At 41.9% G+C, this 19,121-nt stretch carries 6 protein-coding genes and 1 pseudogene; 2 read left to right on the plus strand and 5 right to left on the minus strand.

Going from position 1 to position 19,121, the window contains the following annotated elements:
• From QZZ41_RS03125 to QZZ41_RS03140, 4 genes and pseudogenes are all read right to left on the minus strand, one after another.
• Entirely contained in the window at positions 1 to 465 is a 465-nt protein-coding gene (locus QZZ41_RS03125; RefSeq protein WP_295068020.1) for a hypothetical protein, read from the minus strand.
• 152 nt (positions 466 to 617) lie between these two features.
• Positions 618 to 1,208: pseudogene (locus tag QZZ41_RS03130) on the minus strand (polymorphic toxin-type HINT domain-containing protein); the annotation flags it as partial.
• Between the two features lie 99 nt (positions 1,209 to 1,307).
• Positions 1,308 to 2,123 (minus strand): hypothetical protein, encoded by an 816-nt coding sequence (locus QZZ41_RS03135; protein ID WP_295068023.1) that lies wholly within the window; start codon positions 2,121 to 2,123, stop codon positions 1,308 to 1,310.
• Between the two features lie 26 nt (positions 2,124 to 2,149).
• Positions 2,150 to 9,415: a polymorphic toxin-type HINT domain-containing protein gene (locus QZZ41_RS03140; RefSeq protein WP_295068026.1), complete on the minus strand. Its 7,266-nt coding sequence runs from the start codon at positions 9,413 to 9,415 to the stop codon at positions 2,150 to 2,152.
• Positions 9,416 to 10,148: 733 nt separating this feature from the next.
• Between QZZ41_RS03140 and QZZ41_RS03145 the strand changes: the two genes are divergently transcribed.
• Entirely contained in the window at positions 10,149 to 16,583 is a 6,435-nt protein-coding gene (locus QZZ41_RS03145) for a leucine-rich repeat domain-containing protein (RefSeq protein ID WP_295068028.1), read from the plus strand.
• A gap of 252 nt (positions 16,584 to 16,835) precedes the next feature.
• Positions 16,836 to 18,668 carry a leucine-rich repeat protein gene (locus tag QZZ41_RS03150; protein WP_295068030.1) on the plus strand — a complete coding sequence of 611 codons (1,833 nt, stop codon included), beginning with the start codon at positions 16,836 to 16,838 and terminating at the stop codon, positions 18,666 to 18,668.
• A gap of 56 nt (positions 18,669 to 18,724) precedes the next feature.
• Here QZZ41_RS03150 and QZZ41_RS03155 read toward each other — a convergent pair whose 3' ends face one another.
• Positions 18,725 to 18,907 (minus strand): hypothetical protein, encoded by a 183-nt coding sequence (locus tag QZZ41_RS03155; protein WP_295068032.1) that lies wholly within the window; start codon positions 18,905 to 18,907, stop codon positions 18,725 to 18,727.
• Positions 18,908 to 19,121: the final 214 nt, after the last annotated feature.

The raw sequence follows: 19,121 nt of genomic DNA on the forward strand, positions 1-19,121 counted from the left end.
TCATGAACCCAAAACTTCTTTAATATAAGCGTATGCATCAAAGCTGTTGTTAAAAAATAATAGATAATTATAATTTGCATAATAAGGCGTTTTTATCAACATCGCTGCATTTAAAGAAAGCACTTTATCTATTCCGACCAGATCATTACAATAAAACTCAATGTCCTCAAAGTCTTTAAATGATAACTCTTTTTCGGATATAATAAAACCACTAAAACTATCTGTATCGGAATATAAAACATCTTGTGAGATTTTCTTATTATCATATATTGAATATACATGATAACCCATTCTCTTTGTTATATTATAGATAGTTTCTTCAAAGCATATATCCGAATTGTTAAAGCCGATATCAAAGTCACTATCAATAGGATCGGGTTCGGTAATATTTGAATACATAAGATAGCATAGATTAAATGCGGCAAACTGCTTTTCAAACTCCTTGAAATGCGGATTAGGCTGCATTTGATTTCCTTTGCTTTTTATCAAACATTTTCTGTGATAAGCACAGAATATGATCTGAAACATATCAGCAATATTCGGATCATAAATATTTACATTATTGGCAATGCAATAATCAATCCTATACTTATCGTTTTTAGTTAAACATTGTAAGTTCATGTTTTTTTCCAGTTTTCAATTTCTGACATAAAATCGTCCCACATTCCATTTCTTTTTATTTTATCCTTCAAGAAAATATGTCCAATTGTTTTTCCGCCATCCATAGAATAATTAATATGCGGAAATCTTGAAAGACCATCGCCCGTCATCCAATCGCCATGATTCCAATAAGCCTTATTTCCATTTTCCAGATTACGCCAACCCTGCCAAACTTTATTTGAGCTTTTAGCAGAAGGTAAACCCATAATTTTTTCAGTATTATTACCAACTATATTTTTTCTTGCATAATTTTTAGCACTTCCTAAATCATCAGCAAGGTAATTGACTTTATGATAACCTTTTTTAGTGTATTTTTCGGCTATTTCCTCAACACATACATTATGCACCAGAATACTTGAATCAGTTACATAATATGTATGGAAGTCAGCAACTTCGAGATTATATACAAGAGTATACTGATCTGACGGAAGCGGAACTATCTCTACGCTGTCAATAGCAACAGTATTGCCGTTTGCATCGCGGAGCGCATCTCCTGCTTCAAGGAACTTAGCCTTTGTCCAGCCCTGTCCCTCTACCCAGAATGGGTGCTCCTTTGTAGTTTATTTGCTCAATACTATTTTAACACTTATCAGAGCAAAAAGCAAGAAAATGGTCGGGCATTTGCCCGACCTTATATCATTTCAGTTTCATATGGAAGTTTCAAGTCCTGCCGCAATATAATATGCGCATTTAAGACTTTCCGCAAGATATGTCTTATCCTTTCCGTACTTTTTCTTATACAGTATATCCACTATTTTGTCGCTGCACAGCTCTTTCAGAAAATCCGCAAGAGTTGCTTCCTTTTCCTTCAGCTTCAATCCGTATACTGTCTCACCATTTACGGTTCTTTCTCCGAACGTTATCTGTTCAAGAGGATCATCAGAATAAAACATACTGAATAAATATTCGTATATATCAGAAAAAGCTTTCTGGTCTTTAAAGATATCTCCTTTTTTATGGGACTGCACTTCACTCAGTACATACGGAACAAAAATACTGTTGTACTGTATTATCTCTTCACCGTCAAACATCGCTCTCTGCTCATCGGTAATACCGAATATACTGTCAAGTCTGACATAAAAGATCTCAAGTTCATACATCAAAGCAAAAGCAACATCAATAAACGCACATAGCTCAGCTTCTGTATATCCGCCGAGTGCAGAGCAGAGCTTTTTTCTGACAGAGCTGAAACTTTCAAAGCGATAAGAAATATCAGATAAAATATCCTCAACAGACATTACCGACGTTCCCGGCATATATCTTGTATTATTATCTTCGGTATATCTTTTTATATTGATATGCCTGAATCCAAGCTCCAAAAAAGTTCGATCAGCGTCTTTAAGATCAATGATACTTTCACTTTTGTATTCTGAAACAACACGCATTTCATCTGAAATAACCCTGCAATTGCAAGCCCTGTCATTAAAACGCATTATTGCTTTTAACAGTTCTTTAGTTTCCATATTTTTCACCATTTTTATATACTGTTTTAGCGTCTCTTTTTGACATAACCAACGCTGGTAACTTTCTCATTGAATTTTGAAAGCAAATCATAGCCAACGCCCATAGCACCATTTTCGGTGGTTTTGAATATGACCTTGTTCATAACACTCTTTTCATCCCCGATAAATTCGTGAAGAATTCCGTTATCTTTCAGCCACTGAGTAGTTCCTTTTTTAACTTTGATAGTAACCATGCATTCTCGACCTGATTTACCCCAACTCTTAGCGATCTTACTGCCGTATTCGCTTCCGCTTTCTGCGATCCACTTAGCACCCTTGCTGCCATTCTTACCGGGAACAAGTCCTTTGGCATTTTTCATCGCCTTTGCCTCAGCTTCACTACAGTATCTTACAAGCTCTTCGCACGCATTATGTACAAGGATAGAAGAATCTGCAACATAATATGTATGGAAGTCAGCAACTTCGAGGTTGTATACAAGAGTATACTGGTTTTCATGAAGCGGAACTATCTCTACGCTGTCAATAGCAACAGTATTGCCGTTTGCATCGCGGAGCTCATCTCCTGCTTCAAGGAACTTAGCCTTTGTCCAGCCCTGTCCCTCTACCCAGAATGGGTGCTCCTTTGTAGTCTCGATAGTTTCACCGTTTACGTTAACGTATACAAGAGTATCCTTGACATAAGTATATGTTTTCAGTACTTCCTTGTATGCTGTTGCGCCTGTTTCAGGATCAGAAGCAAGTACCTTATCGCCGACCTTTATGGTCTCGATAGCCTTGCTGCCGTGAATAGTTGCGACCAGAGTTCCGGCAACGAAACAACCCTTACCTGTTACGGCACACTTAGCCTTGTTGAATACAGCAGGTGCCTTTGCCATTGCAGCCTTGCCGATTGCACCTTCGACTATTCCGACAGAAGCTCCGCCCAATGCATATGCAGCCTTGTTCGCGACGCTCTGCCAGTCTCCGTTTCGTATATCCTTATAGAGAGCACAAGCAGAATTGTACTTCTCAACTACCGCGCTCTTTACAGTGCCTACAGGGTCATTTACAAACGACTTTACGCCGCTTACGACTGATTTAGCCGTCTGAACAGGGTGCCTTACAGCACTGATCTGCGAACCGAGAGTATCGACTACGCCCTGACTGTAGCTTGCAAATACCTGTCCCGCAGGGCCGCTGTTCTGGAGAGATTTTATACCTGTTTTCCAGTCGTCAGCTCTGTCCTTGCCCCACTGCTTTATAGCCTTGCCTGCACTTGAAGCAGCCTTAGTCACCTTAGAAGTGACCTTTTTAGCTGTACTTGTGACCTTCTTAGCAGCCGACTTAAAGAAGCTCTTGATAGAGTGTCCGCTTGGATCACAGTTGAGTATCGGGTTGTTATGGCAGTATGTGTAAAGGTTAAGGCTGAGCGGATCGCCTGCTGAACCGCTTACACTGTCGCGTGTGATAAATCTTCCGTTATCAGGTGAATAATATCTCGCTCTGAGATATATAGTATCAGATTCTGTATCAAAGTACTCTCCGCAGTATCTGAATACGTTTACATCGCTCTCGTCAATGTTCTTCTCAACACCGAAAGCATCGTATCTGTAAGTCTTGACATTGTTTGCAGAAGCATCTGTAATGCTTACTACATCGCCGTGAGCATTCTTACGGTAATAGTTGTAATCCGACTTTACGCCGTTTGCATAGTTGTATTTTGCTGTGATGCCTGCTCCGAAGAAATAGCATTTTGCAGAATACGGGCCTGATTCATTGACATCAGCGATTATCTGCTGATTGCCGTCCCATACATGACCTACAGTATGACCGTTTACAGTCTTTGTAGCTCTGAGACCGTTTGCGTCGTAAGTATAGCTTGCAACATCTTCACCGTCAGTATATCCGATAAGCTGATCGAATACGTCGTATGTGAAGTTCTCGGTCTTTTCGTTTGATATCTTTGTGAGCTGATTGCCGTTTGCGTCGTAGGTATATGCAGTTATCGCTGTTTCTTCAGTGTCTGTTTCCTCATTGATACCTGTCTTGGTCTCGCTCTGGAGAAGAGCTGTGTACTTGCTGTCGGGATCATTGTAATTATAGACAGTAGTGAAGTTCTCTGAACCTGTTGCTGTCATTCTTAAACGGTTGCCGTGATCGTCATAAGCATATGTATACTTATCTGTCAGAGCGCCGTTCTCGACTTTTTCCTCAGTTAACTGACCAAAACCGTTATAAACATAAGATGTCTTTTCTATTATATCATTTTCTGATACAGTTTTGCAAGAGTCTGAACCGTCAAGATAATATTTATATGTTGATGAAGCTATTTCATCTTCGCCGTTGAAGCTTCTTATGTCAACAACAGCGTTCACGCAGTTATATGCGTATTTTGTGGTTATGCCGTTTGCAAGTATTTCCTTGCTCTTGTTGCCGTTTGCATCGTATTCATAGGATACGATCTCTTTGCCTGATTCGGATATGGTTGAGATACGCATCTCATCATCGTATGTGTAATTAACATCTGAATAGATGATAAGATTTCTCTGACCTGTTATGGCTCTGCTGATATAGTCAGAAATACCAATGTAGAAATATCCCTTGAAGTTGCCGTTGCCGTCAGTCTCGCTGACAACACGTCCCATTTTGTCGTATTCATATGATGTTGTTGCACTGCCGACCTTTGCCATAACGGTTCTGCCCATTCTGTCAAAGCGATACTCTGTAATAACTGTATCATCTTCGTCTGAACCGTTTGTAGCCTCTGATCTTATTATCCTATCAAGGTCATCATATGTATTTACAGTGATATTGCCGTTAGGATCAGTTGATCTGATAACATTGCCGTTTACATCGTAAACTACTGTGCCTGAGTCATAGCCTGTGCTGTCTGTTGTTTTAAGAGGTCTGAGATACTGGTCATACTCATACTCTGTGATAAGGTAATCTGTGTCATTTTCAGATGACATACCTGTGTATCTCTTTGTGACGTTTCCTGCATCATCATAGAAATACTTTGTGATGTTCTCGTTATTGCTTGCAGGATCAACAAGCTTTACCTCGATAAGGTTGCCTTCTGCGTTGTACTTGTTTTCGGTTATCCTGTACTTTTCTGTTGCAGAATCCTGCTCAGCTGCGGGCTCGATAGTCTTGATAACATTGCCGTTCTTGTCGTACTGTATCTCGGCAACTGCATATCTTACATTTCCGTCGCTGTCCTTTGTGAAAGGAGTATAGGTCTTTGTAAGTGCGCCGAGGAAGCCGTACTCATACTTTTCAGTATTGCCGAGAGCGTCTGTCTGTCTTGCAAGAGTACCGTCTGCATAGTAGCAGCTCGTTCTCTTTACGACACCGTTTACAGATTCGGAAACTGTGTTTCCTCTGAAGTCCTGAACTGTTTCGGAAACCACCTGCTTATCAGCTGTGATGTAAGCATAGCTTCTTTCCTTGAGCCCGTGGAGATGCTTTGTTGTGTATTCATCGAGAGATGTGTATACGTCGTAATCAGCCTCTGTATACTCATACTCGTTCTTTGAAATTATCTGTCTCGGTGAAGAAGCACCGTCCTGGAAGTATTCAGCTAACTCTCTCTGGAGAGCATCATACTCTGTACTGCTGATAGAACCGTCAGGGTTGATAGTTCTTACAGCATTGCCGTATGCGTCATACTCATAGTATGTAACATTGCCGAGATTGTCCTTGATAGAAACAGGAAGGTTTCCGCGGTTGTAGGTATATTTCGAGCCTACGCTCTTGTCTGCGGAATGTTTGGGAGTATATTCAGCTGTCTTTCTGCCCAGCTGGTCGTACTCAAATACTGTGACTATACCCTCTGTGCCAGTACCGTAGGAAGTTACCTTTGTGATATTGTTGAGTGCATCGTATTCATATACATCTCTTGTGTATACGTCATTTGCAATATCGGTATACTCTCTTACCTCAGCAGGCTGGAGAGACTCATTATAAGTATATGAGATCTTGCTTACTAAATTGCCGCTGCTGTCCTTTGTAACAGCTGTCTCAACAAGTCCTTCTGCGTTATAGATGTTCTCGCAGACATTGCCTTCGGGATCGGTAGTCGATCTGATAAGACCTGCAATTACTGCTCCCTTATCTTCGCTGAACTCATAGTAGTCATATGTTGTTACAGCATAGCCGCTGAGATCTACCTTGCTGAGATCAAAGCCCGATGCAAGCATATCATATGCATTGGCAACAGGGTGGATACTGTTGCTTTCCTTTACAACATTGATACCATTTGCATCGTACTCATAGATAGTAACGTTCTTGACTTCGTCTATCTCTACAAGAGGATTGTTCTTAGCGTTATATCTTGTACGTGTATATGTGCCGTCAGGATTTATTGTCTTTGTAACATTGCCGTTTGCATCATACTCATACTGTGTAACGTTGCCTGCAACATCAGTTGCTTTCTTTATCTCGTCGTACTTGTTCTTGCCATCTTCATTCTTGTAGTATTCGGTCTTGTCAATGTATTCCTTGCCGTCAACGAATGTGTGGTTTCCGACGATAGCATAATCCTCATCATAGTCGTATGTTACCTTTTTGAGGAGCTTGATTCCGTCATACTCCTCCATGCCTGTCTGGCAGTTTTCCTTGTCGTAAACATATACCTGCTTCAAGCCCTGCTCGTTGACAGTATTGTCAACTCTGCCGTTGCTGACATAAGTAACGTTGAGTGTTACCTCATTGAAGCAGTTAACGATCCTGTTCAGCTTGCCGTTGTTGTCATAGTAATATGACTCCTTTGCGCCCTTTTCATTTGTATAGGACATGAGCTGATTTTTGTCGTTATACTCATAGGTAACTTCCTTATGAGCTGAAGGATCTTCGATCTTTGTTATCCTTTTGTGGCCGCCGTTATCGGTATAGTAGATATAGTACTTTCTGCCGATAGAGTCGGTAATAGTTCTCTTGTTGTCAACGATAGAAGATATTTCAAGCTTGTTGCCGTTTTCATCATATATCTTGTCGAGCATACCCTCTGCATTGAAGTGATACTTGCTGAATGCGGAGTTTGTAAGTGTATACTCGCCGCCTGACTTTTCAAGTGTGCTGTGAGCGTTTATGCACTTGAAGCTGTTTTCGCCCTTCTTCTCGAATGTGGTATTTGAGCCGTCGGGAAGAACTACCTGAACGTAATCGCTGTATTCGTTTGCAGCTATCTTGCTCACATCAAGGTTGAATTCCCAGCCTGTACCGAATGAGCCTTCCTCAGGACTTGTAGAATTATAGGAACGTAAAAAGTCTGCTCCTACACCGGGGGCTGTAACGCTGTAATCTTCAAAGTCTTTCTTATAGTTACCTGTTGCAGCGTTAACGCCGTCTGCACCTTCCCATGCCTTGCGGTAAGCTGTAAGATCACCGTCAGCAGGCTTGAACCACGGTCTGAACCAGTACATCTCTGTGGAATAGCCGTAAGGGAAGATAACGCCGAGGCTGTTGCCGTTTACATCCTTATAGTCGAAGTTGAAGCGTCTGCCTGTTGAAGTGTTTCCTGCGTCATCAGTGTATGTCTCTGTATTTGCCCAAAGAACAGTCTGAAGTCCGTTAGGATTGAAGAACTCAATGGAATGTGTTCCCGATGAGTAGATAGACTTGTCGCCCGAAGCTTCGTTTACATTCCAGTTAGCTCCGTAGAAGTGTATCTGTCCTGCTGTCCACTTGCCTTCCATATCTGTATCTGTAACGTATGTCCAGTTTCCGCATATAGTAAGTTCGTCGGAAGGATTTGTCATAAGGATAGTATCAAGACAGTGAGGCTGTCCGAAGTCGAAATTTCCACCAATGAAGATCGAACCGCCGTTCATATCGAGAGTCTGTCCCGGCTTTGAGTCTCCCCAGCCGTCAGGAGAAGCTGTTCTGAATACGAAATTGCGTCCTACCTGAAGCGAACCGCCGTTGAGATCAAGACGAGCACCAACGCCGTCTGACCAGTACTGCGGAATATCGGTATTGAACGACATATACTCTGCAACAGCGAGAGTATGACCGTTCACATCAAGGTCAGTATCATGGAGATTGAAGCTGTACGGGAAGCTTGCTCCGCTCTCAAGTCTCAGATACTTCTTGAATGCCTGATCACAGCCAAGATCGCTGCTGTATGCAGCCTCGAACCATGCAAGGTCATCTGTTCCGATAGTGCCGTCACAGTTCTTGTCCATGTACTCGAAGTAATTATCAGAGCGTTTGGAAAGATTTGCATAATATTCAAGACCGCTCTGGTCATCGGAGTTTACAACTCCGTCATGATTGAGGTCGAGATCATACCATTTAAGGATATCCGCACCTGCACTGCCGAAGATAAAGCTGTTGTATGCAGTACAGTCATCGTGATCTATGTCGCCGTCACCGTCAAAATCTCTTGCATTGGGAAGTGATGTGATAACATTGTCGACGTACTTTTCAAAGTCGGCAAAGTCGTTGGAATTTATCATTCCATCGCCGTTGAGGTCGTATGAAGCAGCCGCAGCACTTACAGTGACTTCTTCATCATTCTCGCCCATTTCGATAAACTTATCCTGCCAGTAGCTAAGCTCTTCCTGAGATACATTGCCGTCACCGTCATTGTCAAGGGCAGGAGAAAAATCACTTGCTCCCTTTATTGCACCAAGACAGCTTTCAACGTATTCAACATCGTAGGTGTTGAGCCAGTCATCGCTCCACTGGTTATCACAGTCAGGGTTATTTTTAGTATCACCGGGTACAAGTGTAAGTGTATCCTGTGAACCGCCCGAACCGAGGGCAAATGAGCCTGTGCCGAAATCCTTGAGATAGAACGGCAGATAGCCGTCACACTCAAACTTGACATGGTAAACATCAGATGAACCGCCTGCTACGGATATGCTGTAGCTGTCACCGTTATGGCAGGTGCGGTGTGTAAGCTCCTCCCAGTTACCGTTGAAAATGCGGATAAAAATAGGCGGATCGTCATTTCTGCCTACTCCTGCCACTTCGCCGAGAGCTACCTTACCTGCAATAGTCAGCGATGTGCTGATATCGCTTCCTGCTCCTGCGTAAGCAGATTTTGCCAACGTTCTCTTTGCAGACCTTGTGGAAGCTGATGTGTCAGTTGTTTCAAAGTAATCAACTGCTCCAAGCTCTGATGCAGCCTGCTTGAATTCAGCGGAAAGCTCTTTCTGACTTTTCCACTCTTCGACGAGCTCTGCCGCGCGGGCGATATTCTCGGGACCGAGAATGCCCTGTGCATTGCCGTCACCGTTGATCAGCACCTGTCCGACAAAAACAGCCGAAAGAGAGGCAGCGATCACACGATTGATTTTCTTGCTCATTAGATCAAACCTTTCTGAATAATTACTGTGCCTGTGATATGGATAATAGAAAAATTATTTCTGAAACACGGAATGTATATTGCGCGGTCTTAGCTGCGCATTATGTTACACATTCGTTAAAAGAATGAATTGACCGATCATATTTCACATCTATATCAGTATTTTTTTCCTACAGCCAAACAGTCACAAAGAACATTCTATCACAGCTGCCGCTCATTTTCAAATGTTTATTTTTTATCGGTATATATTGAAATAATATGATTTTACACAAGGCTGTATTTAGCCAAAAAATGAACTGTAGTCATTAATTTGCGACTCAATCCAAACATACGTTTCGGCATTTTTACGCAATGCACAAAAATGTATATCTGTAAAACTTCGCATCACTGTCGCAAATTTCACATCACAAAGTGACACTTATCGTCATTATTCACCTTTATCTACGTTATACGGTTAAATGAGCGGTCAGAACACCAAGTTTCTTACACATTATATATATAATCAATTCACATAATATACATCAGAAGCAATGTTTTCTGTAAAATGAGCAGCACATTGTCAATATGCTATATCAGAATAATGCATGGGTAAGCCATTTGTATTTTTGTGAAATACAGAGATTTTTGATTTATATATTTATCCCTAATCGCAAACAAAGTTGACAATAATTATGATTAAATGTATAATAGTAATTGCTGTGTAAACAGTAAATTTTTTATAGGAGGTTGCTTAAATGATAAAACGAGTCATTGCAGGAGCACTGAGTGCAGCTTTATGTACTACAATGGTCCTGTCAAACGGCAACAAATTCATCACAAGTATCGATCCTGAAAGCAAAAACAATGCTTCGATCGACCGTGTAAGCAATCTGGACTTTGAATCCTCCAACTCATTGGGTAACTTTATCACCCATGCGGCGGAAGAAGACCAGACTGTGAAAAAGCTCGCCAATACTGATGTCAGTGACAGCGATTACATGGTTACAGGTCTGGATTATGACCCTGCCACAGGAAAGATAGTTGTGACATCCACACAACCTTACGACAGCAAGTTCGTTATCACTTTCGTTGACGAAAAAAACGGTGAACTGTTCGCTTCCGTTGAGGGAACTGCCGAGGCAGGACGTTTAAAGCGAAGCGAAGCTTCTGTTGACGCTTCCAAGCTTGGAGAGTACTTTATTATAAAGGTACAGCTCTTCGACTTATTCAATCATCCTGTCGGCGATACTTTCGTAGTCAAAAAGTATACCGAGGAAGTTGCTGATATCCTTTCTAAAACTACTAAGGATTTCTCACAGGACAGAGTCGTAAACTTCGATGACGATGAAACAAACAACTTCGTTGTTCTCAGTGATGACACAGTTATCGCTGAAAGTGCGGACGGTAAGAACGAACTTGTTTCTTCCGACTTTGATAATAACGTTTTCGTTTTCAGCAATGCAGACGATACGGTCAAAAACCTCGAAAAGGGTGAATTCTTCTACATTCAGCCAAGTCCCGAAGCTATCGTATCTATTGCAGTTGAGGACGTAAAGATCGACGGCGATACAGTTACCGTATCAGGTAACAGCAACATTGACGATATGCTTGCATTCGTTAAGTTTGAGTCACATTCCGATCCAAGAGACGCTGTTCTCGATATGGAAACTGCTGATGAAGGTATCGTTCGTACAGATACAGATTTTGAAGAGACAGGTGTCATGACATTCGATATGGCACAGTATCTCCTTTCATATTCAAAGACCGCAAGCGAATCTTTCACTCTCAGCGGCGATATCCCGCTTGGTAATTCGGGTATCAGTCTCGGCGCAGAGGCAGGAGTTTCATTTACTCAGTCCTTTGAGTTCTACAAAGAGTGGGGATATACATACGCTTATTTTGAATTATCCACTGAGTTCTCATTCTCTATACAGCTCAGTGCTGATAACGGTGACAATGATGTCCTCAAAAACCTGAAGGAGAAGGAATGCGAGCCAAGAATAGGCAGCGTGGTCATACCTACAGGTATCCCTGGTGCAACAGTAAAGATATCTGTTGATTTCGTTCTCGAGCTTGAAGGCTCACTTGGCGTAACATTCTCGGGAACTACTACCCACGGCTTCCAGTACGATACAGATGACGGTATGGAGCCTATCGACAAGACTGAGGAAAAATCAAAGGGTATCACTGTAAAGCTTGAGGGTGAAGCATTTGTCGGTATCAAGCTCTCAGCTTCACTTGACGCAGTAGACCTCGGCTTTATCACTCTTCTTGAATTCTCACTCTATGCAAAGGCAGGTCTTGACATAACAGGTTCACTTGAATTCTCTTATGCAAAAAGCGGCGAGTCAAAGTCGTTCTCAAACACAGCCTTTGTATGCTTCGATACATCGGGCGATACGAAACACGCTTGTGATACGTGTCTCTCAGGTGATGTAAGCTTTGTCGTAACGGCAGGCGTTGAATTCAAATGCCTGAAGATCGTAGATATCGAATGCGAGATCGCATCATTCAGTATAAAGCTTTTTGACTGGTATCTCAGCCTTGATAATCTCGGACTTGTAGCAGGTGCAGCAGGTCTTCCTGCTTCATGGATAGCTGCCGCAGGTCTTGCAAAGTTCGGCATCGGTTCGTGCCCGAATATTGCATATAAGACTACATTCAATGTTACTGCTACGAATTCAGACGGCGATACATTCACTCCGAATGTTGAGATCATTGTTGACGGCGATGTTTCAACAGGCGTTGTCGGCGGCAGCAACGTAGTTGTATACTGTAAGAGCGGCAGCCATACTGTTGACGTTATTATAGACGGCAAGAATGTAAAGCATACTTCATTCCATATCAACAACAAGACAAAGGAACTGAACTACAGCTTTGATCTCAGCGATGAGGGCAACTACAGTTCAGACGGTGCAAGCAGCAGCGATGGTGCTCCTATCGTTACTACTACAGCTACAACAAATCACGTAAAGCGCAGCGTTACAACTGCAAAAGCACCTGATCCCGATCATTACTGCCTCGAATCAGGCTCGCTCGGCGACCACATAGTATATATGCTCTATCCTACAGGATATATGTATATCTTCGGTCATGGCGATATGTATGATTTCAACTATACACCTATCAGAAACATATCCAAGGTAAAGAACGTAGTTATGGAAAACTACGACACAGAGCACGGTTATGTTATCAATAACATCGGTGCTTCTGTATTCTACGGCGGTTCTAACATCGAGACCGTTGAAATGCCTAAGTCAGTAAAGAGCTTCGGCGACGCTGCTTTCTACAACTGCTCAAAGTTCAATCATATCATCTATGACCATGAGCACGATGATGATCCCGAGTCATTCGTACTTCCATACGATACTACATACATCGGAAACAATGCATTCTATAATTGCAGCTCTGCAAAATTCGGTGATGTAAAGTTTGCTGATACTCTTACATACATCGGAAGCAGTGCATTCTATAACTGTGTAGGCATTACAGGCATTACAGTTCCTAAGACTGTTACAAGCATAGGAGACAGTGCATTCAGATACTGTACTTCTATGGTATATGCAGATGTCAAGGACGGCGTAGGCAATATCGAAAGAGCAGCTTTCGCTAACTGTACAGCTCTTGAATCACTTACACTTCCTTACGCAGGCAGAAGCCTTGCTGAGGTAAATGAAGGCGAAAGTCCTTACCCTGTATCGTTCCTGTTCTACTACAGCGGTACAGGCACATACTCAGGCTACTACAGCGGTATCCCTGCAACTCTCACAAATATCGTTATCACAGGCGGTACAAGAGTACCTGACAATGCTTTCTACGGATTTACTTCTCTCAAGACAATTTCACTTCCCGAGAGCGTAACATCTATAGGAAATAATTCATTCTACAACTGTTCGAGCCTTGAATTCAACAAGGGACTTATGACAAACAAGCTCGTATCCATAGGACACAGTGCTTTCTATAACTGCTGCTCCGCTAAGTTCGACAATATCGAATTCCCGACATCACTTAAAACTATCGGAAACAGCGCATTCTATAACTGTACAGGCATCACAAGCCTTTATATCCCCGGCACAGTTGAAAGCGTAGGAGACAGTGCATTCAGATACTGTACTTCTATTAAGAGCATTGTTGTTGATAATGGCGTAGGAACTCTCAGCAGAGCCGTATTCGCTAACTGCACATCTCTTGAATCACTTACACTTCCTTATGCAGGATTAAATCTTGCCGAGGTAAATGAAGGTGAAAGTCCTTACCCTGTATCGTTCCTGTTCTACTACAGCGGCACAGGTACATACTCAGGCTACTACAGCGGTATCCCTGCAAAACTCAGCAAGATCGCTATTACAGGCGGTACAAGAGTACCTGACAATTCATTCTACGGATTTACTTCTCTCAAAACAATTTCACTTCCCGAGAGCGTAACATCTATCGGAAACAATTCATTCTTCAATTGTACAAGCCTTGAATTTAACAAGGAGCTTATGACAAACAAGCTCGTATCCATAGGACACAGTGCTTTCTACAACTGTAATTCAGCTAAGTTCGATAATATCGACTTCCCGACATCACTTAAAACTATCGGAAACAGCGCGTTCTACAACTGCACAGGCATCACAAACATCACTATCCCGGGTACAGTTGAAAGCGTAGGAGACAGTGCATTCAGATACTGTTCTTCTATTAAAAGCATAGTTGTTGACAAGGGTGTGGGAACTCTCAGCAGAGCTGTATTCGCTAACTGTACATCTCTTGAGTCTCTTACACTTCCTTACGCAGGCTTAAACCTCGCTGAGGTAAATGAAGGCGACAGTCCTTACCCTGTATCATTCCTGTTCTACTACAGCGGCACAGGTACATATTCAGGCTACTACAGCGGTATCCCTGCAACTCTTACAAATATCGTTATCACAGGCGGTAACAAAGTACCTAACAATTCATTCTACGGCTTTACTTCTCTCAAGACAATTTCACTTCCCGAGAGCGTAACTTACATAGGAAGCAATGCATTCTTCAACTGCACAAGCCTTGAATTCAACGAAGGTCTTATGACAAACAAGCTCACAGCTATCGGAAGCAGTGCTTTCTATAACTGTAATTCGGCTAAGTTCAACAATATCTGCTTCCCGACATCACTTACAACTATCGGAAACAGTGCATTCTATAACTGCACAGGTATCACAAGCATCATTATCCCCGGTACTGTAAAGACTATCGGCGACAGTGCGTTCAGATACTGTTCCAACATTAAGAAAGCTGTCGTAGAGGACGGTGTTGAAAGCATAAGCAGAGCCGTATTCGCTAACTGCACATCTCTCGAATCTCTTACACTTCCTTATGCAGGCACAAGCCTTGAAGAAGTAAACAAAGAGGACAGCAACTGCCCTGTATCTTATCTGTTCTACTACGGCGGTGAAGGTACATACTCAGGCTATTACGGCGGTATCCCTGCAACTCTCACAAGCATTACTATCACAGGCGGTACAAGAGTACCTGACAATGCATTCTACGGCTTTACAAACCTTGTTAATGCAACACTCCCAAGCGGACTGGATTCTATAGGAAACAATGCATTCTACAATTGTTCAAACCTTGAATTCAGCAAGGGGCTTATGACAAACGATCTTGAAACTATCGGAAATGCTGCATTCTATAACTGTAGCTCGGCTAATTTCAATAACATTGAATTCCCGACATCACTCAGAACTATCGGAAACAGTGCGTTCTATAACTGTAAAGGTATCACAAGCATCATTATCCCGGGTACTGTAAAGGCTATCGGCGACAGTGCGTTCAGATACTGCTCAAATATGGAAGAAGTCGTTGTAGAAAACGGTGTTGAAAGCCTGAACAGAGCAGTATTTGCTAACTGTACATCTCTTGAATCTCTCACACTTCCTTTCGCAGGCACAAGCCTTGATGAGGTCAACGGAGACGGAAGCACAAGCTGCGTATCTTTCCTGTTCTATTACGGCGGCGAAGGTACATACTCAGGCTATTACAGCGGTATCCCTGCAACTCTCGCAAACGTAACTATCACAGGCGGAAATAAGATACCAAGCTATGCATTCTATGGTTTCAGCAAGCTCAAGCACATTTCAATTTCCGACAGTGTAACATCTATCGGCAATAACGCATTCTACAACTGTTCAGATCTTGAATTTGATACAGATATCTTCAAAAACAGACTCGAATCTATCGGAAACGATGCATTCTACAACTGCTCATCTGCTAAATTCGGCGATATCGAGTTCCAGCCACCTCTCAGCTACATAGGTTCATCTGCATTCTATAACTGCACAGGTATCACAAGTATATATGTAAACGGCACAGTCGAGACTGTAGGTGACAGTGCTTTCAGATACTGCACAGGCATGACGACAGCTGTTATTGACAACGGTACAGGCAAGATTGAAAGAGCTGCATTCGCTAACTGCACAGCTCTCGAATCACTTACACTTCCTTATGCAGGCACAAGTCTTGATGACGTAAATGCTGAGAACAGCAGCAGTGCTGTATCTTATCTGTTCTACTACAGCGGTGCAGGTACATACTCAGGCTACTACAGCGGTATCCCTGCAACTCTTACAGATATCACTATCACAGGCGGCGAAAGAATACCAAACAACGCATTCTATGGATTAAGCAAAGTAAGCAGTATAACTATCCCGAACAAGATCAAGACTATCGGCAGCAATTCATTCTATAACTGCTCAGGTCTTGAAACACTTTACTACACAGGTACTGAGGAAACATGGCCAAACATTGCTATCGGCGGCGGCAATACTGCTATCGACGGCAAGGTGGTTTGCCTCGGTGCTAAGATCATCAATCATCCTGTCGGCGCAATTGCTGAGGACGGAAGCGATGTTGAATTCACTGTTGAAGCAGAGGGTGAAGACCTTCTCTACAGCTGGTCCTACTCTGTACAGAGCGGTATCAACTGGCAGGATATAAGAAACAAGAACTCCGATCCTTCAACTTTAGTTGTTCCTGCAAGTGCAGATAACAATGGTTATTCTTATCAGTGTATGATCGTCGACAAGTACGGCAATCAGATCTTCTCAGATGCTGCTAAGCTCACAGTTGTTCCTGCTGAGGATAAAACTCAGGAAACAGAAACACCTGATGAAACAGAAACAGTTATCGAAACCGAATCTGAGGAAAACGAAGAAGACACAGCTGCATGATATCTTCTCTGAAAGACAGATATCATAAAGCAAAATATCAATAAAAAGATCTCCCGTGTTACGGCAAGTACACGGGAGATCTTTTCTGCGTTTTTAGTTGTAATATAATAAATACGATATGTCATAGAACGATCAATTATTAAATTATTATAAATATTACCTGAAATAATATTGACATTTGTTTAAACGAGCAGTATAATAATATTGCTATTAATATTAGCAAATTATCTATTAATTCAGGAGGAAAAACACATGAAACTATTTAAGCACTTGACTTCAGCAACGCTCGCACTGACAGTTGCAGCAGGCGCAGCAGCTGCATCTATCCCTGCAAAAGCAGATGCAGCAGACGGACAAATCATCTATGATACTGTTCTCAACGAATGGCAGCAGCGTATCGACGCAGAAATGGTAAAGTTTCCGCATCTTTCATACTGGAACTACAAACAGACAGGTGTGATCAGTGAGGATACCTATTCCGAATACACACCTGACAAAAGGTACAGATCCTACCTTACCGAAGAAAAAGTAAAAGGATTAAATTATGACAGCAAATTCTTCTGCCGCAAGGCATATTACACAGACTGGACAAAAACTACAGAACCGGAAGTTGACAACGGTGAATGTGTAGGATTTGCACGAAAGCTTTCCAATGATATATGGGGACCTGTTGTACTTATCCGTCACAAAGTAAAAAAGAACACTTATGGTGCAAACAGCAATCAGGATCCAATGGCTGAGGACTATATACCTCAGATAGGTGATATCGTTCGTCTGGATTACAAGGTATCGACAAGTAAGGGCGATAAAACTCCCGGACACAGTATCTTTATTACTGATATCGATTCAAACGGTAAAATTACTTTTGCAGAGTGTAACGGTGAAATGAACGATTGCCAGATACGCTGGGGACGTGACCGCTATTATCACGCACTCAACTGGAAAGCTGTTGATCTTCCGGACCAAAACGGTAACCCTGTTAATATGATCATGTTTACAGGCAATACAAACTCTCAGGCAACTGTTACAAGAGAATTCTTCCTTGATCACGCAACATATTTCGAGCGTCCCGGCATCGCAGGCGATCTTAACTTTGACGGTCAGTTCACCGGTGAAGACGCAGAAATATTTGAAAGTACTGTTATGTATAACGGCTATACAAGCAACTCAGATCAGGCTCCATTAGCTTTCTATGATGTTAACGGCGACGGATACGTAAATGATGCTGATATCAACGCGATCCGTTACGGCAATCCTGAACGCAGACTTGTTAAGCTCAGTGAAATTTATAGTGACGTAAAATGCAAGTGGAACCGTATTAACAATGTAAGCGGATTCCGTTTTACTGACGGCTGCTACTATGTCAAGAACAACATTGGCGGAGTTTCATGGATCGGTACTGTTGATTCAGAACTTACCAGCGTTTCTGTTCCGTCAAGAGTATATTCTTCAAACGACAACTGCTGGTACACCGTTAATGAGATAGGTTACTATTCACAATTCAACAACAGTGGAAACAGATATCCTACCTGCACAGAAAATTGCGGCATAAAAACACTTACTATCCCTGATACTGTAAAGAGGATACATGAATATGCTTTCTCAAAGGGCGCACTTACAACTCTTAAATTTGCAGGTAATAATTCTCAGCTTGAAGAGATAGACCAGTGTGCTTTTTCTAACTGCAAATCACTCAGAACACTCGATCTTCGCCCTGCTAAAAATCTGAAGGTTATAGGTGCATTTGCATTTGACGGCTGCTCCAATCTCAATTACATAGACCTTCCTTATACAAAGCAGAATCTTTCACTTGGTACTTTCATGAACAGTGCAACCAGTCAGAGTATTTTCGGCAGCAATTTGACAAAAACCATTACACTGTATATCAATGATGAAGACAGGACCCTCACATCATCAAGCACTATCCAACCACTGATATTCGGAAGAAGCGACTACGATTACATGAAGAATAATAAAGTAAGAGTATACGGCAAAATGTTCAGGGCAAAATGCCGTGGTAATAACAACAACTTTATAGATATCGGTCAAAGAGGTATAACAAACGGTTTTCTGTATGTTAACTAAGACAAAAATAGGGACTTTCCGAACGGAAAGTCCCTATTAGTTTTAAAGCCTATATATTATTTATTATTATCATTATCTTCCGGCCAGGGCGACGTATAGTGAAATTTGCCTGAGTTCATATCCATAGCTACATAATCATCTAAACGCCTCATTAAATTGCCCTTGGAATCCATGCCCATTTTATTGTCAAACGGCATTATAAAATCATTATCATTATAATCAAAAACTGCTGCACACATATCGGATCCTCCTTCTTATAGCTTTGGATCTGCCATTAACGGAAATACGCGCATTATCATAGCTGTTTTTATTCAATAAACATTTAAATCACCCCTATACAAGTTCTGCTTTATATTGTATATTTATTATATCACATTTCCACATATTTGTCAATATATAGTTTGATATGCACAATCAGCATTAAGAAGGATAATTTATCAGCAGTTTCAGACG

Source organism: Ruminococcus sp. (genome assembly GCF_016283395.1).